Raw genomic sequence first — 18,676 nt, 5'->3', positions numbered from 1 at the left:
TAAAAAAGTGAGTGATGCAAGGCAACTCCTTGGAATAAAAGGAGGTTCTGAAACAAAAAACATCTGGAAGCTTCGTTTGCAACTAATGAAGCCCATCACATGGATTCCATTACTTTGGGGAGTCATATGTGGAGCGGCTGCTAGTGGCAATTTCCATTGGGAATTAAGCAACGTTCTGGCTTCGATAAGTTGCATGCTCATGAGCGGGCCCCTTTTAACTGGATACACGCAAACAATCAATGATTACTTCGATAGAGAAATAGACGCAATTAATGAACCTAATAGACCCATACCCTCAGGGGCGATTTCCCTTTTTCAAGTCAAATTACAAATTTGGGTTCTACTAATAGCTGGTCTAGGTGTTGCTTATTTATTGGATTTATGGGCACATCACACAATACCTTCAGTCCTATTTCTAGCATTGGGTGGATCATTTGTAAGTTTTATTTACTCAGCCCCTCCTTTAAAACTAAAACAAAATGGATGGCTTGGAAACTATGCACTTGGTGCTAGCTATATAGCTCTACCTTGGTGGGCGGGACAGGCTCTATTTGGACACTTAACCTGGACAACAGCCATACTAACTCTTGCCTACAGCTTGTCAGGCTTAGGAATTGCTGTGATAAATGATTTCAAAAGTGTTGAAGGGGACAAAAGCCTAGGACTTGATTCACTCCCAGTTGTTTTTGGTATCAAGAATGCAAGTCGTATTAGCGCCGGAATGATTGATATTTTTCAGATAGCCATGGTCGTAGTCTTAATAGCAATTGGACAACATTTTGCATCTGTCATTCTGGTTTTACTTATAATCCCGCAAATAACATTTCAAGACATATGGCTATTACGTGATCCATTAAAATTTGATGTTAAATACCAAGCCAGTGCACAACCATTTTTGATTTTAGGAATGCTTGTAACAGCAATAGCTATAGGACATAGCTCCTTAATTAGTTTATAAAATCATGTATAAAATTTAAGACTATCTAAGATTTTATTTACTTCTATATATTTATGAATTTTTAAATTTATTTAAAACAGCGACATAAAATCCATCTCCAATCTCTTCTTCTCCTGGCCAAATTTGTTTTTCATATTCTAGTAAAAATTCAGACCTTAATTGAAGAAAGTTTTTTATCTGATTAAAATTTTCATCAGGATGAATAGTGCAAGTGGAATAAACCAATTTGCCGCCACTTTTTAACAAAGGAGATAACGAATTTAGTAGCTGACTTTGAAGCGAAACAAGCTCCTGAATAATTTCTTTGTTCATTCTCCATCTTGCATCAGGATGGCGGGCAAGAGTGCCTAGTCCAGAACATGGAGCATCGATTAGTATTCGGTCGAAAAACCCTATCCATTCAGGATGTTTTATTAACAATTCATTAGAATCAGCAACCATTAGTTCTAAACAACTGATTCCAAGTCTCTCTGCATTGGCGGATATTTTTTTAGATCTTCGTGAGGATCGATCAATAGACCAAATGCTGCCATTATTATTTATTAATTCAGCAATATGTGTTGTTTTACCGCCTGGTGCAGCACAAGCATCAAGGATCTTTTCTCCAGGCAAAGGTTTTAACAATGGAGCAATTAGTTGTGAAGATCTATCTTGAACACTCCATTTCCCTTCGTCATAACCTGGCCATTTTTTAGGCTCACCAATACCAGCAGGAACCTCCAATCCATAAGGACAGCCTGAAATTAATTGATTTTTAATACCAAAGGCATCAAAAATTTCCTTCACATCTTTTATGTCTGCACGTAATTTATTAACTCTGATATCAATGGGACTAACACTATTAAAAGCTTGCGCAATCTTTTGAGCATCTTCGACTCCCTTCCAAGCAATCAATTCATCTGCCAACCAAAGAGGTAGAGACTCATTTTTAGCTAAATCTAAACTAGGGTTTTTAGACTTGGGTAGTGATTGCCCTCCGTTTTTACTTCGAAGAGCCGATCGCAAAATACCATTAACAACAGGAGCAAGCTTTTTCAAATTAAGAGTTTTAGCAAGCTCTACAGTTGTGTTGATAGCAGCAGCTGGAGGTATTCGCTCCATTTTCAAGATTTGATAAAGCCCAAGATGTAATAACCATCTCAACATCGGAGGTTGCTTTTCAGCAGGTACTTTTCCTAAGAAATCTATCCAGCGATCTAAAAAATATCTTTGACGAATTGCACCATAAGAAATTTCAGTTATTAAAGCTTTATCAATCGACTTGAGCGAATAAACTCTAAAAGTCCTATCTAATGCAACATCTGCAAATGCTCCTCCACCAACTGCTTGAATAACTTCCAAAGCAGCTTTTCTTGCTTCTAATCCTTTTATCTGCGAAAGATTGTTACTCAAAAGCAATTATTCAAAACCAGCTAACAGTAATCCATAAACGAAATCAATTTGGCTCAAAAAATCAAGAAATCATTTATTGCAGACACTTTCAAAGGAAGTGGTCACGTGGTACAACCAAAGAGGTGTAACATAAGATACTTTTAAACTTGTCATAAGAGAGTTAGGTTTGAATCATCTTCTTATATTGTGAGGACACAATGAAGCTTTTTCAACGTTTATTAGTAGCTCCTGCTGCCTTGGGCCTAATGGCTCCTGTTGCAGTTAACGCAGATACTGCATTCTCATCTACCACATCTCTTTCTGGTGGTGCTTATTTCACTGTCGGTTCTGTTTCTGACGGCGGAACAACAGACACAGAAGAAGAGCTTTATATGCAATATGCATATAGCCTTGATGTATCTTCTAGCTTCACAGGCGAAGATCTTTTCTACGCAGGTATCGTAGCTGGTAATGCTAGTGGCCCACTTGCAAGCATGGATAGTGCTGAGACAGGTGATCTAGATGTTCAGTCTTTATTTTATGCGTTCCCTGTTGGCGATCTAGAAGTAACTGCTGGTCCTTTAGTTGATCAGGATGATGTTGTTGCTGCAACAACATCTGCTTATTCAGATGCTTTCAGACTAGGTGCTATGCCTTACTCTTTGGCTGGCAACGAAACTGGCCCAGGAGTTGGTATTGCTTACTCTAACGACAACGGCGTAGTTGCTTCTGTCAGCTTTGTATCTGTTGGTGGTACTGACGCAACCAAAGGTATCAATTCTGATGATGCTGATGATGTTTCAACTTTCACTCTTGGCTACAACGGTGACGGCTTTGGTGGCGGTCTAGTAATCGCTTCTAACGACGGCGATGCTGGCGCTGGATACGACACATTTGGTGGTGGTATCTACTACAGCCCAGAGTCAATTGATGCGACATTCAGCATTGCTTATGACACAAATGATCCAGAAACTGGTGCTGATGCAACTGATTTGTTCATCGGTGTTGACTACGAAGTTGGTCCTGGAACACTAAGTGCTGCTTACAACACAACTGATGTTGATGGTAGTGATACTTTAGATTCAACAGGATTTGAAGTTTCTTACACTTATGCATTGAACGACAATGTATCAATCACTCCTGGTTTCTTCACAGTAGAAGATACAAGTACTGGTGATGATGATTCTGGTGTTGTTGTTGAAACTGCATTTAGCTTCTAAGAACATAGAAACTTAAATTTCTCAAGGAAAAAGCTCCTGTCCAATGGGCAGGAGCTTTTTTTTGTGTAATATTTTAATTAATAGTTTTTTTTTTAATCAAGTTGTTCATTTTAATTGATCCATAAAACAATTAAAACTACCCATCCAATTAAAGAGCACCAACTCTCCCTATAAATAGTTAGAAATGCCTCTATTGCCTAGACGTTTTGAGCGTCTAAAATCAGTGCTTAATAAAAGAATTTCTGATCTTACTGTCTTAATTGAAAATGTCGAAAAGCCTCATAATCTCTCAGCCATAATCAGAAGTTGTGACGCTGTGGGTGTTCTTGAGGCATATGCAATCTTTAACAAAGAAAAATATTTAACTTTTAATAGCACCGCTCAAGGAAGCCAGAAATGGGTCAAAGTAAACCAATATAAAGAGACTACCGAAGCAATAAAAGTTCTTAAAAAAAAAGGTTTTAAATTGTATGGTACCAACTTGAATCCTAAATCAATTGACTACAGAAAATGTAATTTCAATGGGCCAACAGCATTTGTTCTAGGTGCTGAGAAATGGGGTATTAGTGAGGAGGCGACGAGTCTAGTAGATAATCATATACATATTCCAATGAGAGGAATGGTTGAATCGTTGAATGTATCAGTCGCAGCGTCAGCATTATTGTTTGAAGCGATTAGACAACGACAAGTAGCAAATATAATTCCTGAAGAAGGGGAGGGCATGAGCAAAGAAACATACAAAGAAAAGATCTTTGAGTGGGCTTACCCAGAAGTCGCAAAATGGTATAAAAGAGAAGGTAGAAAATATCCAGATCTTAATGAAAAAGGAGAAATTATAGACACTCTCCCAAGAACAGAAAAAATGAGATATTAAATCAAGACTTCAAATACAATTAATTCTATTAGCTAGTTTCGCTTATTAATTTCTCTAAGCCTTCTCCAATAAAGGATAGCCCCAAGACCAGAACGAACATAGCGATACCAGGATAGAGCGCTGTCCACCAAATACCAGTAGGCAATGCAACTAATGCCATATTTAAATCACTTCCCCATTCTGGAATATTTTCAGGAAGACCTAATCCAAGGAATCCTAATCCCCCAAGGACTAATACAGCATCCGCAGCATTTAGTGTTAAGACCACAGGGACAGAAGTAAGAACATTTTTCAGAAGGTATTTTCTTATTACCCATAAAGGGGAAGCCCCCATTGATATTGCCGCCTCAATATAAAGTTCTGATTTAACCTGTGAAGTCTGGTTTCTAACAAGTCGAAAATATTGAGGGATATAAACCACGCACAATGCTATTGAGGCATTTAATATGCCTCTTCCTAATAAAAATGCCATCACCACAGAAAGGAGGAGAACAGGGATGGTATAAAGAGTGTCCATAAGAAGGACTAAAATTCTATCCAAAACCCCACCAATGTAGCCACTTACAAGTCCCAAAGGTATCCCTACTAAAACGGCAAGGGAAACGGCGACAAAAACCACTTGTAACGCAACTCCACTCGCAGCCAAAGTTCTAACACAAACATCTCTTCCTAGTCGATCTGTTCCACACCAGTGACCCAAAGATGGGGCTGAAAAAATCGGATTCCCTAAGCCAAATTGACCATTAGGTACAATCCTAAGAGATATCAATAAGGGGATAAAAAGAGAAATCACTACATACACGAATAAAATGATCAATCCAGCGAACAATAATCTTGTCGACATATCCCTTCGTCCTAAAAAATCTCTTGTATTCAATGATCAAATAATAAGACCTAATTAAATTTAGCTTTAAAAGGTAGAAAATAAAAAAATAATTGCTTAAATAAAAGAATACAAACAATTTAAGATGAATTTAAAAAATGATGGTCTCACTGTTGGTGAGCTTTCAATAACCATTGCAGCAATAATAATAATAGGTTTTATATGGACAAATCTAACCAAAGACAAAGGAAATAAGGAAGTCTCTTATTTTATAAATAATTCAAGCGAGGTCAGCTTAGGCTCTATCCAAAACAAACAAAATCATAAAAATATCTATTAATCATTATTTAATTTCAAGACAGCCATAAAAGCCTCTTGGGGAACATCGACTTTCCCCATTGACTTCATCCGTTTTTTCCCTTTTGCTTGTTTCTTTAACAACTTCTTTTTCCTTGAGATATCGCCTCCATAACATTTAGATAAAACATCTTTTCTTAAAGCACTAATACCTTCACTTGCAATAACTCGACTACCAATTGAAGCCTGCAAAGGAATCTTAAATTGCTGTTTTGGAATAAGTTCTTTTAATTTCTCAACAAGTCCTTTACCAATACCATAAGCGTTATCTTTATGTACAATTGTCGTTAAAGGATCTGCCCGCTCTGAATTAATTAAAACGTCTAATCTAACTAGATTATTTGGCCTATAGCCAATCAAATGATATTCCATAGAAGCATATCCTTTAGTTCTACTTTTCATTTGATCAAAGAAATCGGTTACAACTTCTGCAAGGGGTATTTCGTAAATAAGCGTAACCCGATCAGTCGTTATGTATTTCATATCAATAAAGTCTCCTCTTCTTTCCTGACAAAGACCCATTAAAGTTCCGTTGTAATCATTAGGAGCATAAATTTCCATCCGAACGTAAGGTTCTTCTATGGTTTCACGGTTTTGAGGATCTGGAAGTGTAGCTGGATTATCAATCATCAAGACTTCCCCATCAACCATTTTCACTTTATAAATAACTGAGGGTGCCGTAACAATTAAATCTAAGTCGTATTCACGTTCTAAACGCTCTTGAACAATTTCCATATGCAATAAACCTAAAAATCCACAACGAAAGCCAAACCCCATTGCACTACTTGTTTCAGGTTCATACTTCAGGGCTGCATCGGAAAGCTGCAATTTATCTAGAGCCTCTCTTAGATCTGGATATTTATCTGCATCCGTAGGGAACAACCCACAAAAAACCATTGGCTTGGCTTCGGTATAACCTGGCAAAGCTTCTTGAGCAGGCCGATCCTGCAGAGTGATCGTATCTCCGACTCTTGCATCAGCTACTGCTTTGATTGATGCAGCTAAATATCCAACTTCACCTGCATGGAGAGAATTTACTTTTACCTGATCAGGAGCCATAACACCTATTTCATCTAACTCATAACTTTTTTTACTAGCCATAAGTAAAACCTTGTCTTTCTTATTTATGCCACCACTCATGATTCTGAAATAAACAATCACCCCTCTATAAGGGTCGTAATAAGAATCAAAAATAAGTGCTTTTGTAGCCTGATCAGGATTATCTTGAGGAGAAGGTATTCTATCTACTACCGCTTGCAGTATTTCTTGAATGCCAAGTCCTGTTTTAGCAGAACAGGAAATTGCTTTGGATGTATCTAAACCAATAATTGATTCAATCTCACTTTTGATTTTCTCAGGATCAGCACCAGGTAAATCAACTTTATTAAGCACAGGAATAATTTCCAAATCATTTTCCAAGGCGAGATAAACATTGGCCAAAGTTTGTGCTTCAACTCCTTGACTAGCATCGACGACCAGCAAGGCACCTTCACAAGCCTGCAATGATCTACTCACCTCGTAGGAAAAATCAACATGCCCTGGTGTATCAATCAAATTCAAGACATATTCCTCTCCATCATCAGCTTTATAATTCATACGAGCAGCCTGTAATTTTATAGTTATCCCTCTCTCTCTCTCTAGATCCATATTGTCCAAGAATTGTTCTTGCATGTCTCTGGAGGAGACAGTGCCAGTATCCTGAAGAAGTCTGTCTGCCAAGGTTGATTTGCCATGGTCAATATGAGCAATGATGCAGAAGTTCCTTAAACGAGAAATGGGAACATTAGTCATTCGAAAGCAATTAGAGGAACAGGATCTTTGTTTATCAATTCAACTTTGAATAAAGATTAAATATAACTCACTAATACTAAAGTTTTAAATTAATTTAAGTAAGAAATCGTTTCTTTTGCGAATTGCCAAAAGTGCTTCTTGATTTGAATTAATATTTGACCCAAGACTTGGAAAAAGCTCTAACATTTTATTTTTCCATTTCCTTGATTTCATTTTTTCAGACCAGCAACGGTTTAAAACTTCAAGCATGATTGTTACTGCTGTGCTAGCGCCAGGAGAAGCCCCAAGCAAAGCAGCTAAAGACCCATCCGAGGAGGTAACAACCTCTGTCCCCATTTTTAAAACGCCTCCTTTTGGGGTTTGTTTTATGATTTGGACACGCTGTCCTGCGATTGAAAGTTTCCAATCATTTGGTGAAACCATAGGGAGAAATCTTTTTAAAGTTTCAATTCGATCTTCATTTGTTTGTGTTAATTGATTTAACAAGTATTTTCCTAAATCAATATTTCCAAATCCTGCTTGCAACATAGAAAAAAGATTAGTTGCTTTAATCGATCTAAATAAATCCAATTTTGACCCATATTTTAAAAAATTTGAACTAAATCCTGCAAATGGACCAAACAAAAGAGACCTTTTCCCGTCTATCCATCTTGTATCTAAGTGAGGCACAGACATTGGTGGAGCTCCAACTGCTGCGTTTCCATAAACTTTTGCATTATGTGTCTTTGTTGATTTTTCCTCTTCACAAATCAACCATTTGCCGCTGACAGGAAAACCTGCATATGACAATCCTTCTGGAATTCTCGATTTTTGCAAGAGAGTCAAAGCTCCTCCTCCAGCCCCAAGGAAAACAAACTTTGATCTAACAATTCTATTGTTCTCTACTCCTCCTTCCAAAGATAAATACCAATCTCCTTCATTATCTTGTTGAAGATTTTCAACATTAGTGGAGTAGTTAATCTCAATAGAATTTGCCTCTTCAATTTGCTTGATATATGAGCGAGTTAAATTACCAAAATCAATATCAGTTCCTCTTTGAATTCTTGTCGCAGCAATCTTCTCACTCTGTTTCCTACCTTCCATAATCAATGGAATCCAATTTTTTAATTCACCATGATCCTCAGTAAATTCCATTTGTGCAAAAGCGGCATGAGAACTAAGTTCAGAAAATCTTTTTTTCAGCAAAGAAATATCTTTATCTCCAAAAACAAGACTGATGTGTGGCAACTTATTTAAAAAAGTTTTTGGCATCAATTTCCCTTTTTCTGTCAAAGATGCCCAAAATTCCAAACTTTGCTCAAAGGATTTATTTATTTGAAAAGCTTTGCTAGTACTAATAGATCCATCCTCTTGGCTTGGAGTGTAATTAAGCTCACAGTTAGCAGCATGTCCTGTTCCAGCATTATTTTTAGCGCAGCTACTTTCCAAACCAGCAGAAGGTAATCTCTCAACTAGCAGCAATCGTAATTCCGGCTCAAGTTCATGTAGAAGGACTGCAAGAGTAGAGCTCATGATTCCTGCACCGACTAGTATTGCGTCATAAGTATTTGCTGAATCTGAGAAACTGGTATTAGGCAAAATCTTTATCAAGATTACATATAGACTATCCTGCAATTAACTAAGCTAAGCAAAATCAAATTAAGGAAGTTAAAATGACCGACGAAACTCTTGCACTAACTACAGAAAACGTTGAAAAGGTTCTTGATGAATTAAGACCTTTTCTTATGGCTGATGGAGGTAATGTAGAGATAGCTGAAATAGATGGGCCAATAGTCAAAGTTAGACTTCAAGGGGCTTGTGGGAGTTGCCCTAGTAGCACGATGACCCTAAAAATGGGTATTGAAAGAAAACTCAGGGAAATGATTCCAGAAGTTAGCGAGGTAATACAAGTTTTATAAATTTATTTAATAAAAAATCTTTAGTTTTTTAATTTAGAGAACTTAATTCCCTTTCAATTGCAGACTTATAGTTAAGACAATCCAAAGGAAGACCGTTATAAATTAGATAGCCGATTGGTGCTATTAAACCAACGGTAAAAATGAGATTAGAGATTTCTAAACCTATTTTTCCAAGCAAAAAAGTTATCGCATATAGACCTAAGAGGTAAGCATGAAAAATCAGAAAATCCTTTGTATTTTGAACAGGCCATCTAAAGATTGAGCCTAAGAAAAACAAAACACCTTTCATCACTCTTATTAATAGTTGAATGATCATACATAATCTTTAATCATTTTCACCAATAAGTATGTATCTAAAGACGAAAAATGATGTATCAATTAATTTGTGAATTTTGATTGGTTTTTAGAATATTCTTCCTTAAGTTTTTTCATTCTTCTTGCCCATATCACTGTCGCAATAACAACCCATAAGAAGAAGCCACCCAAAGCAATAAGGCTAGCTGTGTAATGCATGAAAAAAAACTTTTAAAAAGTCAGAATCGAAGTCTTTTGAAGCCAAAATATTCCTGTCACTATTGATAATGCTCCTATTGATCTCATCAAGAAAGGATAAAACATTTTATTCGCTTTACTAGTAGCAAAAGATATACCCAAAACAACGCATCCCATTGCAAAAACTGATCCAAGTAAATATGCAAAAAGATAAGCAACAGCTCCAAACAAAGGTAGAGCCAATGCGGGAATAACCGCCACCAAATGACTTGCCCCAGCGAAGCCGTGCAAAACACCTAAACCCGTTGCAGCATGTGTATGACTTCCCCGAAGCTTATTTCCAGGAGAATGGAAATGAAAATGTTTATGAGTTTTTTCTTCTCCATGCATATGCTGATGCATGTGAATGTTTACTTTTAAGGAAGTACTTATAGCTAGAAACCCCACAATTAGAAGACTTATACCAACAAGAAACTCTGCATATGAAGACATTAATTCAATATCTATTAAATCCTTAGCCAAAATCCCAAGTATTGAGAGGATTAAAACCCCCGCAGAGTGTCCGACCCCCCATGCCAGGCCATCAATTAACGCCACTTGAGGTTTTCGAATCGATGACGGAGCCATTGCGACCATGTGATCAGCACCACTTACTACATGCACAGCTCCAGCTGCAAATCCAGTTACTACACTTATCAACATGAGTATGTATGGGTTAAAAATTCTTTAATTAAGTAGATATTCCCCTCGAACAAAATGTTTTCATAAGACAGGTTTCTCTAATATTACATCTCAGTACTTTGTTATTTGAAAGTAAATTTGTATAAGTGAATATTTATCAAAAATAAAAAAGTAGCCTATTTAGTTTTTAGGAAATTTGATCTTTTTGAAGTTTTCCTGACATCTCATAGGCTTCTGAACTACCTCCATGTCCATGTGCAATTCCCAGTTCATGCATTTTGGCATGCTCATCAATGGTATCTCTAAGCTCTTTTGATCCTGAACCGAATGTTGAATATACGCCATAGGCTACTGAGCCAGCTAATAGAACAACTATCCCCCCTATAAGCATTAATAAGGTCGGATCAGTAGTTGAAGTTTCCATGCGTAATCTTTATTTTCTGGATTCTACTGTACGAATTCCGACTTTGAGAGCCACAAACAGAAAGTATCTCAATTGTCCTATTATTATGTTTAGCTAGATGGATAAATAAATCAAAGAACGTTAGAAAACTTACAATAAACAATGTAATTACTAATGTTCAACAGTAAAATATCTAATTTTATTTACCTAACGAGATGATTTTATTTTTAGATTATTAATTAAGACTACATTAAAGAGTGGAATTGTAAGCTAAAAGGCCGAAAAAGCCCAGTATCAAAAGGATGCTAGCAATTCTGCTAAAAGTTATGGGGCCAAAATCGATTTTCATATTGAGACTTGAATTAGGACTTACTATAATATGAAAACCTACAAAAAGTGAGGCACTTTTCATAGAAAGCAATTTAAAAGTTCAGCAAAAATATAATTTTCACTAACTTGCCAGATCCTAGCAAAAGCTAATCACTATACGCTTTTTTGATTGTTCACTTCTAAATGGTGCTCATGAGCATCAATCTCTTTCTCACTTTTTTTTATTTGCCCATCAAACATAACCATCCATTCTTGGGCTTTAATTTTTTTTTCTTTTTTGATATTCATAAACTAATTAAAAAATAATAACCATCATACTTGAATAACATATTTTTTGATTTAAAATTACTCCACAATGACCTTAAGGAAGTTAGGCATTAAGGTTGAAATCGCTAGATAACATAATCAAATTGGTAAGTTAGCAAAAAAAAAGTATTCTTAATTACCACAACTTAAAGAAAAAATATGGCACCCGTATTGTTTAAAGATAATATGCCCGCTTTGCAAAATAAAGACTATTTCAATTATGGAGGTCAAGGCCCACTCCCAACTCAATCATTAAGTGCAATAACTTCGAGTTGGCAAACAATTCAAAATTTAGGTCCATTCACAAATAATGTTTGGCCATACATTACGAAAGAAGTCATAACCACAAAAAATCTTATAGCGGAGATGTGCTCAGTTAATCCAAAGAGAATTGCATTTACTGAAAATGTCACCTCCGGATGTATCTTACCTCTACTAGGACTGCCATTTATTGATGGTGATAACTTGTTGCTTAGCGATTGCGAACACCCGGGGATAGTCGCGGCATGCAAAGAACTAGCTCGAAAAAAAAATCTAACAATCACAATACTACCCGTATCAAAATTATGCAATGGTAACGACAAGAAAGATGAGACGTATAACAGAGTAGTTGGATTAATAGATGAACATCTGCAAAAGAATACAAAGCTCGTCGTTCTTTCACATCTTCTCTGGAATACAGGACAAATCATGCCAATTGAACTTATTTCCAAAAGACTTAAAGAACATTCAAGTAAACCTTATTTATTAGTTGATGCTGCTCAAAGTTTTTGTCACATACCACTGAAAGGTGCTTGTGACAATGCCGACATCTATGCATTTACAGGACATAAATGGGCTTACGGGCCTGAGGGGCTTGGAGCTGTTGCTCTTTCAAAGAGAGTTTTAGAAGAGTCAAGTCCAACATTAATAGGTTGGAAAAGCTTAAAAACTGAAGAAGGAATATATGTCGATAATAAAACTCCTTTTCATTCTGATGGTAGACGTTTTGAGATAGCAACTTCTTGTGTACCTCTTTTGGCAGGCCTGAGGAGCTCTCTAAAAATGCTTAGGGATGAAGGTAATGAGACGGAACGCTTTTGTAAAATTAAAAATCTCAGCGCTATCCTGTGGAAAAAACTAAACCAAATCAAAAAAATTAAACTTGTTTTAAATAGTCCTCCACCTTCAGGAATTATAAGTTTTACTATTAATGGAAATGATTCTCCTGAAGAGGTTGTCAATTATCTTGGTCAAGAGAATTTATGGATAAGAGTTCTCGAAGATCCCAAATGGCTTCGTGCTTGCGTTCATGTAACAACAGATTTACAAGAGATAGATAACCTCGTCTTTGGCTTAAAGAATTTCATCTCTACAAAATAATCAATATGAATTTTTTTTTAAAGATAATGCTTTTTTAGCTTGTTCACGATCGTCAAAATGAATTGTCTGATCTTTTAAAATTTGATAGTCTTCATGACCTTTCCCTGCTATTAAAACAATATCGTTTTTCTGAGCTTTTGCTACGGCTAATTGAATTGCTATGGCTCTATCTGGCTCAACAGAAATTTCAGAATCAACAGTTATACCTTTTTCAATATCTCTGATGATTTCGATTGGGTCTTCTTGCCGAGGATTATCAGATGTCACAACTATATAGTCTGCAAACTTAGCAGCAACTTCCCCCATCTCAGATCTTTTACCTTTATCTCTATTACCACCACAACCAAATACACAGATTAATTTTTTTTTCGTCAATGATCTCGAGGCTATTAAAGCATTTTGCAAGCCATCCGGCGTATGTGCATAATCCACTATCACTCGTGGATAGCCTTCTTTGACTTTAAATCCATCCATATTAATCAGCTCCATTCTCCCTGGTACTCCAGGGAACTTCTCTAAAGCTGCCAAAAGTTCATTCAAAGGTAATCCCCTTTGAACTAGGACTCCTACTGCTTGAAGAGTATTCATTAAATTAAAATCACCAATAAGTGGTGAAAAGAATTTCTCTACCCCATAGGGCGTATGCAATTTCCCTTTGCATCCATCTTGCATAATTTGAAGATTACTTATATGTAAATCTGGTTTCTCTCTGGTTTGAGAATTCTCTTTTAATGAGCATGTCCAACATTTTTTATTTAGCTCTTTTGCTAATAATGCGCCCCATTTATCGTCTATATTAATTACTGATCTAGGGCAATCGTCTTCTATTAAATGTGAACGAAACAAACTAGCTTTAGCCTCAAAATAAGATTCCATTGAATCGTGATAATCTAGATGGTCCCTTGAAAGATTTGTAAATATTGCTCCACTAAAATCACAACCAGCAACTCTATTCTGAGACAAAGCATGTGAACTTACCTCCATTACTGCATATTGAACCCCGGCCTGAACAGCGTTACTAAGTTGAGCCTGCAAAGGGACCGCAAAAGTAGTTGTGTATTTTGAAGTTTCCTCATGGTTAGGCCATCGATTAATTAACGTTCCAAACAAGGCGGATGGATAGCCAAGCGAAGCAGTCAAAAACTCAATTAAAAATGAAGTAGTCGTTTTACCGTTAGTACCAGTCACGCCTATTAAACAAATCTCACTAGATGGTTTACCCCAAAAATCTGCAGCCAATTTTCCCATAAACAGTGATACAGGATCCGGAATAATAACTACTGGGTCTTCATTAGTTGGTGGACTCAAAATAGATGCATTTCTACTGATAATGGCTGCACAAGCACCTCTCTCAATCGCTTTTGCCCAATAAATCCCTCCATCAACTTTTTCACCTTTTAAACCCAAAAACAAATCACCTTTTTCGATTGCCCTAGAATCAAATGAAAGATTTTTTATTTCTGGATTCGCTAAGCCTGAAGGGACTTGAAAATCAATTGCCTTTAATAAAGTGTGCAGATAACGCGACAAAACAAACCTCTGATGATGAAAAATCAATGAAGGATCAGTTCAAGTATAAAAAGATCTACATAAATTTCACAATAAAATAAATCTACTTATGATTCAGTAATTAGAAATTAATTCAATCTTTTTTATAAAATAACTTTATCTACAAAAACAATAAATTATGTTTGTCTCTTGGAAATTAACAAAGTAGTTTAATAAAATAGGAGTTGATTATTTTCTTAAGCTGTTTGGTAAAAAATATTCAAATTCTTTTGTATCCAAGATAAAAGCATTTCTTCCTTTAAACGAGGAGAGACCCTAGGTAATTCAATCTTTTTCGATAGACTAGCTGAGTCAAGAACTATTACTGGAACTTCGTTTGTATACTTAATTTGAATATCTAAAGACACTTTTTCACAATCTATATCAACAATGGAGAGCACTATAGAAGGTTTTAAATTTTCTAAACATAAATTAGACAATTTTTCTTCAAGTGTTTGACACAAACAGCACCCTTTACGTGTATATAGAATTAATACCTCTGAGTTCATTTATCTGGAACCGGGTCACACCCACAAGGAGTAAAAGGATGACATTTGCTTAACCTTTTCAAAGTCAGCCATCCACCTCTCCAAGGACCATGCTTATTAACAGCTTCTATCCCATAAGCACTGCAACTAGGGATAAATCGACAACTGGGTCCAACCAATGGTGAAATCCACTTTTGATAAAAGGAAATTAAACCAACAAAAACAACTGCAATCGTTTTATTGATCTTTGTGAGCATCTTTATATAGAATAAAAAACTGGAGAATAAGGTGCTAATGGATTTACTTCCAGGTTACCCTTTCCAGTAAACGTTTCCAGATTAAACCCCTATGTCTAGATACCGCGGACCTCGCTTGAGGATCACGCGACGCTTGGGAGACCTGCCTGGTCTCACCCGGAAGGCCGCAAAAAGGTCTCATCCCCCAGGTCAGCACGGCCAAGCCCGTCGCAAGCGCTCTGAATACGCGATCCGACTCGAAGAAAAGCAAAAACTTCGATTCAACTATGGTATTTCCGAACGCCAGCTTGTTCGTTATGTAAAAAAAGCTCGTGCTCAGGAAGGGTCCACAGGAACAAATCTTTTGAAGCTTCTGGAAAATAGACTTGATAATGTTTGTTTTAGACTTGGATTTGGACCTACCATTCCAGGTGCAAGACAACTAGTAAACCATGGACATGTAACTGTTAATGGCAAGATCACTGACATTGCAAGTTACCAATGCAAGGCTGGAGATGTCATTGCTATTAGAGATAACAAAGCTAGTAAGCAATTGGCTCAAGCTAACTTAGAATTTCCAGGTCTTGCCAATGTTCCTCCACACCTTGAACTAGATAAAACAAACCTCTCGGCAAGGATATCTGCAAAAACAGATAGGGAATGGGTTGCTATTGAAATTAATGAATTGTTAGTTGTTGAGTATTACTCAAGAAAGGTATAGGGCTATACATAGCTTCTTTCTCATTAAATTTAATTATAGAGCCCCTTTTTTTAGGGGCTTTTTCATGTTTTTCTATAGCCTATAGAAAAACAACTCAAAGGATATGGGATCAGTAAAAAAAAGAGGCAAGGAGTTCAGCACTGGAGTAAACACAAGAGTCATTCATCACAAAGAAAATTTTTCTGGAGAGACAGGATCAATAATGCCCCCGATATTCCCAACCTCAACGTTCGTACATGGCAATCAAGGTGGTTTTGACTACACTCGTTCAGGAAATCCAAATTTTCGAATTCTTGAATCAGTTTTGTCTGATCTGGAAGAATGTCAGTTCGCGAGTGTATTTAGTTCTGGAGTCGCTGCAATTACAGCAATAGTTTCCTCTCTTAAGGCTGGAGACTTAATCCTTTGTGAGGAGAACCTTTATGGGTGCACGGTGAGATTATTTGAACAAGTTTTTAATCGCTTTGGATTAAAAACGCAATGGATAGACTTTACGAAATCCAATTTTCAAGAAGTCATTTCAAATCACAAACCCGCGATGATTTGGATCGAAAGTCCAACTAATCCACTTCTTAAAATCATTAATATTGAGGAAATTTGTCGGTTCTCAAATAAATTGCAAATTCCTGTTGTTGTAGACAACACTTTTGCAACTCCTCTATTACAAAAGCCTCTTAAGCTTGGAGCGACTTTGTCTCTGACTAGCACGACCAAGTATATCAATGGTCACTCAGATGCACTTGGGGGTGCGGTTTGCACCGAGAGTAACGTATGGAGAGACAAGCTAAATTTCGCTCAAAAAGCTCTTGGCTTAAATCCTTCTCCTTTTGATTGCTGGCTTATTACTAGAGGGATCAAAACTCTTCCACTCCGCTTAGAAAAACAAATTAATAATGCATTTAAAATAGCTAATCAATTGGCCGAGAATCCAGCAGTAAAATTAGTTAGATATCCCTTCAGAAGTGATCATCCACAACGTGAATTAGCACAAAGGCAAATGGCTATGGGAGGAGCAGTTGTTACTGCCACTTTAGAAGCAACTCAAGCCCAAACTTATTCATTTTGTAAAAATCTTCATTATTTCAAAATGGCAGAGAGTCTCGGAGGAATTGAAAGCCTTGTTTGCCACCCAGCGACAATGACCCACGCTTCAGTTCCCCAAGAAACAAAATTAAAGATTGGAATTACTGATTCACTTATTCGATTTTCCGTCGGATGTGAAGATATTGAGGATCTAAGTGCTGATTTAAATCAAGCATTAGGGAACATCTCTTGACTGAACGAAATTTACTTAATGACCCTTGCTGGAGTGCCAAAGACTTAGGGGAGCCTCTTCCTAATCGGCCACATGCCGTATCTGTCGCCTTGCCAAGATGGGAAGATGTCATCGCCTACGAAGAAAAGGTTCCAGCCTGCATAAATTCATTAAAAGCAATCTACCCTAGATTTGGATTTAATCCTTTTGTTGCTGAGGTGGCCAAGAAATCACTTTTATTTCATAATGAATCTCATCAAAGTAGCTGGCCTTATCCCAATAGCGTCTCTGCTTTAAGTGCACAAAAATATTGTCTTCAGAAAGATTCTGATTGTTTTTCAAAAATAAAAGATTTTCTTGGTATTTCCTGTCTAATTGTTGACCAAAGAAGTGATCTTGCTGCGAAAGCCTTCTGGCAACACACTGGTCTTGGGCTGTCGTCACGTGAAGCGGCAATTGCCCTTGGGAAAGAAAAAAAACCCTCCATTTCTGAAGGTCATTACGCACGAGAAGAGATTCTTAAGCGATTAGCAAATATATATAATTGCGATAAAAGTCTAATACGACTACATCGTTCAGGCATGGCTGCCTTAACGACTATTCTTTCAGCAATAAGTTGTATTAAAGGAACTTCTTCGACACTACAAATAGGCTTTCCATATGTTGATGTACTTAAACTGCCTCAGATCATTTTCCAAGGAAGCGATCTCATCGTAAAAACAAAATTAAGCAACATAAGAGAAGAGTTAAATAAAAAAAATCCAGCTGCATTAATCATAGAGATCCCTAGCAACCCATTATTACAATGCGTTGATCTCATATCTATTTCTAAGTTAGCTCAAGATAAGAATATACCAATCATCGTTGACGATACGATCGGTTCATCTCTAAATGTTCATCTAACTCCTTATGCAGATGTTGTTTTTAGTTCACTTACAAAAAGCTTCGCTGGAAGAGGAGATATTCTTGCTGGCAGTACTGTCGTAAGTCCTTATTCCAAATGGAAAAAAGAATTAGCTGAGATAATTCCTAAAGTTGCGTTATCTACTCTATCTGATTCAGATGCTATCGAGTTAGAAAAAACCAGTCGAGACGTAAAGGATCGCTTGCAAAGATTAAATATATCTTGCTTAAAGCTCAAAGAAAAATTAGAAACAAAAAAAGAAATTTCAAAGGTCCTACATCCTCAATATTGCAAAAATTTCAATTCACTATTAAAGAAAGGAGGTGGTTATGGATGTCTATTATCATTTGAACTTAAAGGTGGGATTGAAGAATCAAAAAGAGTTTATGATTCATTAAGAGTAAACAAAGGGCCAAGCTTAGGTACAAATTTTACATTGGTTTGTCCCTATGTTCAGTTAGCTCACTATAAAGAATTGAAATGGGCTGAAAGTTATGGAGTCTCGGAACACTTATTAAGAGTGTCAGTAGGGCTAGAAAATGAAGATGAATTATGGTCAAGATTTAATTCAGTAATATAAAAAAATCACTAATAAAAATTGTATAAATAACCAATTAGCAAATTTTTTATATAGATTTAGAGTATTAGTTAATTAAGT

The 18,676-nt window shown here is 36.6% G+C and carries 21 protein-coding genes; 9 read left to right on the top strand and 12 right to left on the bottom strand.

The features are described from left to right. Window positions 1–7 precede the first annotated feature (7 nt). Complete coding sequence (gene chlG / locus AC6EI2_RS10585) at window positions 8–958, top strand: chlorophyll synthase ChlG (RefSeq protein WP_498462277.1); 951 nt, start codon at window positions 8–10, stop codon at window positions 956–958. 51 nt (window positions 959–1,009) lie between these two features. Here chlG and AC6EI2_RS10580 read toward each other — a convergent pair whose 3' ends face one another. Further along, window positions 1,010–2,356 (bottom strand): 16S rRNA (cytosine(967)-C(5))-methyltransferase, encoded by a 1,347-nt coding sequence (locus AC6EI2_RS10580; protein ID WP_498462276.1) that lies wholly within the window; start codon window positions 2,354–2,356, stop codon window positions 1,010–1,012. Window positions 2,357–2,547: 191 nt separating this feature from the next. Here AC6EI2_RS10580 and AC6EI2_RS10575 point away from each other — a divergent pair, with 191 nt between their 5' ends. Both AC6EI2_RS10575 and trmH read left to right on the top strand, forming a co-directional pair. Then, a complete protein-coding gene (locus tag AC6EI2_RS10575; RefSeq protein ID WP_498462275.1) occupies window positions 2,548–3,549 on the top strand; it encodes a porin in 1,002 nt (333 codons plus the stop codon). 184 nt (window positions 3,550–3,733) lie between these two features. Continuing rightward, the gene (gene trmH / locus AC6EI2_RS10570) at window positions 3,734–4,423 is read left to right on the top strand and encodes a tRNA (guanosine(18)-2'-O)-methyltransferase TrmH (protein WP_498462274.1); all 690 of its coding nucleotides are present in this window, start codon (window positions 3,734–3,736) and stop codon (window positions 4,421–4,423) included. A 28-nt stretch (window positions 4,424–4,451) separates the two neighbouring features. Here the strand turns inward: trmH and AC6EI2_RS10565 are convergent, their stop codons facing one another. Continuing rightward, window positions 4,452–5,267 carry an ABC transporter permease gene (locus AC6EI2_RS10565; protein WP_498462273.1) on the bottom strand — a complete coding sequence of 272 codons (816 nt, stop codon included), beginning with the start codon at window positions 5,265–5,267 and terminating at the stop codon, window positions 4,452–4,454. Between the two features lie 124 nt (window positions 5,268–5,391). On the opposite strand from AC6EI2_RS10565, the gene AC6EI2_RS10560 reads away from it, so the two are divergent. Then, complete coding sequence (locus AC6EI2_RS10560) at window positions 5,392–5,586, top strand: hypothetical protein (protein WP_498462272.1); 195 nt, start codon at window positions 5,392–5,394, stop codon at window positions 5,584–5,586. Here AC6EI2_RS10560 and lepA read toward each other — a convergent pair. Together lepA and AC6EI2_RS10550 are read right to left on the bottom strand one after the other, a co-directional pair. Next, on the bottom strand, window positions 5,583–7,394 hold the full coding sequence (gene lepA / locus AC6EI2_RS10555) for a translation elongation factor 4 (protein ID WP_498462271.1): 1,812 nt from the start codon (window positions 7,392–7,394) through the stop codon (window positions 5,583–5,585). The two genes, AC6EI2_RS10560 and lepA, sit on opposite strands and share 4 nt — an antisense overlap. An 84-nt stretch (window positions 7,395–7,478) precedes the next feature. Next, the gene (locus tag AC6EI2_RS10550) at window positions 7,479–8,906 is read right to left on the bottom strand and encodes a malate:quinone oxidoreductase (protein ID WP_498463490.1); all 1,428 of its coding nucleotides are present in this window, start codon (window positions 8,904–8,906) and stop codon (window positions 7,479–7,481) included. Between the two features lie 140 nt (window positions 8,907–9,046). Here AC6EI2_RS10550 and AC6EI2_RS10545 point away from each other — a divergent pair, with 140 nt between their 5' ends. Next, window positions 9,047–9,292, top strand: a complete 246-nt coding sequence (locus tag AC6EI2_RS10545) for a NifU family protein (RefSeq protein ID WP_498462270.1) — start codon at window positions 9,047–9,049, stop codon at window positions 9,290–9,292. Window positions 9,293–9,320: 28 nt separating this feature from the next. Here AC6EI2_RS10545 and AC6EI2_RS10540 read toward each other — a convergent pair whose 3' ends face one another. The 5 genes from AC6EI2_RS10540 to AC6EI2_RS10520 all read right to left on the bottom strand — a co-directional run bounded on the left by AC6EI2_RS10540 (window position 9,321) and on the right by AC6EI2_RS10520 (window position 11,486). Beyond that, the gene (locus AC6EI2_RS10540) at window positions 9,321–9,608 is read right to left on the bottom strand and encodes a hypothetical protein (RefSeq protein WP_498462269.1); all 288 of its coding nucleotides are present in this window, start codon (window positions 9,606–9,608) and stop codon (window positions 9,321–9,323) included. Window positions 9,609–9,670: 62 nt separating this feature from the next. Then, entirely contained in the window at window positions 9,671–9,805 is a 135-nt protein-coding gene (locus AC6EI2_RS10535; protein ID WP_498462268.1) for a hypothetical protein, read from the bottom strand. 12 nt (window positions 9,806–9,817) lie between these two features. Further along, window positions 9,818–10,486, bottom strand: coding sequence for a hydantoin utilization protein A (locus AC6EI2_RS10530; RefSeq protein ID WP_498462267.1), 669 nt, complete (start codon window positions 10,484–10,486; stop codon window positions 9,818–9,820). Window positions 10,487–10,652: 166 nt separating this feature from the next. After that, window positions 10,653–10,889 carry a photosystem II reaction center protein PsbN gene (gene psbN / locus AC6EI2_RS10525; RefSeq protein ID WP_225866589.1) on the bottom strand — a complete coding sequence of 79 codons (237 nt, stop codon included), beginning with the start codon at window positions 10,887–10,889 and terminating at the stop codon, window positions 10,653–10,655. 462 nt (window positions 10,890–11,351) lie between these two features. Next, complete coding sequence (locus tag AC6EI2_RS10520; RefSeq protein WP_498462266.1) at window positions 11,352–11,486, bottom strand: hypothetical protein; 135 nt, start codon at window positions 11,484–11,486, stop codon at window positions 11,352–11,354. Window positions 11,487–11,663: 177 nt separating this feature from the next. Here AC6EI2_RS10520 and AC6EI2_RS10515 point away from each other — a divergent pair, with 177 nt between their 5' ends. Further along, window positions 11,664–12,866: an aminotransferase class V-fold PLP-dependent enzyme gene (locus AC6EI2_RS10515; RefSeq protein WP_498462265.1), complete on the top strand. Its 1,203-nt coding sequence runs from the start codon at window positions 11,664–11,666 to the stop codon at window positions 12,864–12,866. Here AC6EI2_RS10515 and AC6EI2_RS10510 read toward each other — a convergent pair whose 3' ends face one another. The 3 genes from AC6EI2_RS10510 to yidD all read right to left on the bottom strand — a co-directional run bounded on the left by AC6EI2_RS10510 (window position 12,867) and on the right by yidD (window position 15,159). Further along, on the bottom strand, window positions 12,867–14,396 hold the full coding sequence (locus AC6EI2_RS10510; RefSeq protein ID WP_498462264.1) for a UDP-N-acetylmuramoyl-L-alanyl-D-glutamate--2,6-diaminopimelate ligase: 1,530 nt from the start codon (window positions 14,394–14,396) through the stop codon (window positions 12,867–12,869). A 215-nt stretch (window positions 14,397–14,611) separates the two neighbouring features. Beyond that, window positions 14,612–14,923, bottom strand: coding sequence for a glutaredoxin family protein (locus AC6EI2_RS10505; protein ID WP_498462263.1), 312 nt, complete (start codon window positions 14,921–14,923; stop codon window positions 14,612–14,614). After that, a complete protein-coding gene (yidD, locus tag AC6EI2_RS10500; RefSeq protein ID WP_498462262.1) occupies window positions 14,920–15,159 on the bottom strand; it encodes a membrane protein insertion efficiency factor YidD in 240 nt (79 codons plus the stop codon). Before yidD ends, AC6EI2_RS10505 begins: the two co-directional genes overlap by 4 nt. A 91-nt stretch (window positions 15,160–15,250) precedes the next feature. Between yidD and rpsD the strand changes: the two genes are divergently transcribed. The 3 genes from rpsD to AC6EI2_RS10485 all read left to right on the top strand — a co-directional run bounded on the left by rpsD (window position 15,251) and on the right by AC6EI2_RS10485 (window position 18,598). Beyond that, on the top strand, window positions 15,251–15,859 hold the full coding sequence (rpsD, locus tag AC6EI2_RS10495; RefSeq protein WP_498462261.1) for a 30S ribosomal protein S4: 609 nt from the start codon (window positions 15,251–15,253) through the stop codon (window positions 15,857–15,859). A 103-nt stretch (window positions 15,860–15,962) separates the two neighbouring features. Then, the gene (locus AC6EI2_RS10490; RefSeq protein ID WP_498462260.1) at window positions 15,963–17,135 is read left to right on the top strand and encodes a trans-sulfuration enzyme family protein; all 1,173 of its coding nucleotides are present in this window, start codon (window positions 15,963–15,965) and stop codon (window positions 17,133–17,135) included. Then, window positions 17,132–18,598 carry a PLP-dependent transferase gene (locus AC6EI2_RS10485; protein ID WP_498462259.1) on the top strand — a complete coding sequence of 489 codons (1,467 nt, stop codon included), beginning with the start codon at window positions 17,132–17,134 and terminating at the stop codon, window positions 18,596–18,598. The genes AC6EI2_RS10490 and AC6EI2_RS10485 overlap by 4 nt, the downstream gene beginning before the upstream one ends. The last annotated feature ends 78 nt before the right edge of the window (window positions 18,599–18,676 follow it).

The organism is Prochlorococcus sp. MIT2302, assembly GCF_059772385.1.
The sequence above is the reverse complement of the archived record's forward strand: the minus strand, read 5'-3'. Positions and strand labels throughout refer to the sequence as shown.

What these genes read in the sequence shown, in the direction of transcription:
- AC6EI2_RS10575 (WP_498462275.1), top strand. Translation starts at nt 2,548, where the DNA reads ATGAAGCTTTTTCAACGTTTATTAGTAGCTCCTGCTGCCTTGGGCCTA.
- trmH (WP_498462274.1), top strand. Translation starts at nt 3,734, where the DNA reads ATGCCTCTATTGCCTAGACGTTTTGAGCGTCTAAAATCAGTGCTTAAT.
- AC6EI2_RS10565 (WP_498462273.1), bottom strand. Translation starts at nt 5,267, where the DNA reads ATGTCGACAAGATTATTGTTCGCTGGATTGATCATTTTATTCGTGTAT.
- AC6EI2_RS10560 (WP_498462272.1), top strand. Translation starts at nt 5,392, where the DNA reads ATGAATTTAAAAAATGATGGTCTCACTGTTGGTGAGCTTTCAATAACC.
- lepA (WP_498462271.1), bottom strand. Translation starts at nt 7,394, where the DNA reads ATGACTAATGTTCCCATTTCTCGTTTAAGGAACTTCTGCATCATTGCT.
- AC6EI2_RS10550 (WP_498463490.1), bottom strand. Translation starts at nt 8,906, where the DNA reads ATGAGCTCTACTCTTGCAGTCCTTCTACATGAACTTGAGCCGGAATTA.
- AC6EI2_RS10545 (WP_498462270.1), top strand. Translation starts at nt 9,047, where the DNA reads ATGACCGACGAAACTCTTGCACTAACTACAGAAAACGTTGAAAAGGTT.
- AC6EI2_RS10540 (WP_498462269.1), bottom strand. Translation starts at nt 9,608, where the DNA reads ATGATCATTCAACTATTAATAAGAGTGATGAAAGGTGTTTTGTTTTTC.
- AC6EI2_RS10535 (WP_498462268.1), bottom strand. Translation starts at nt 9,805, where the DNA reads ATGCATTACACAGCTAGCCTTATTGCTTTGGGTGGCTTCTTCTTATGG.
- AC6EI2_RS10530 (WP_498462267.1), bottom strand. Translation starts at nt 10,486, where the DNA reads ATGTTGATAAGTGTAGTAACTGGATTTGCAGCTGGAGCTGTGCATGTA.
- psbN (WP_225866589.1), bottom strand. Translation starts at nt 10,889, where the DNA reads ATGGAAACTTCAACTACTGATCCGACCTTATTAATGCTTATAGGGGGG.
- AC6EI2_RS10520 (WP_498462266.1), bottom strand. Translation starts at nt 11,486, where the DNA reads ATGAATATCAAAAAAGAAAAAAAAATTAAAGCCCAAGAATGGATGGTT.
- AC6EI2_RS10515 (WP_498462265.1), top strand. Translation starts at nt 11,664, where the DNA reads ATGGCACCCGTATTGTTTAAAGATAATATGCCCGCTTTGCAAAATAAA.
- AC6EI2_RS10505 (WP_498462263.1), bottom strand. Translation starts at nt 14,923, where the DNA reads ATGAACTCAGAGGTATTAATTCTATATACACGTAAAGGGTGCTGTTTG.
- yidD (WP_498462262.1), bottom strand. Translation starts at nt 15,159, where the DNA reads ATGCTCACAAAGATCAATAAAACGATTGCAGTTGTTTTTGTTGGTTTA.
- rpsD (WP_498462261.1), top strand. Translation starts at nt 15,251, where the DNA reads ATGTCTAGATACCGCGGACCTCGCTTGAGGATCACGCGACGCTTGGGA.
- AC6EI2_RS10490 (WP_498462260.1), top strand. Translation starts at nt 15,963, where the DNA reads ATGGGATCAGTAAAAAAAAGAGGCAAGGAGTTCAGCACTGGAGTAAAC.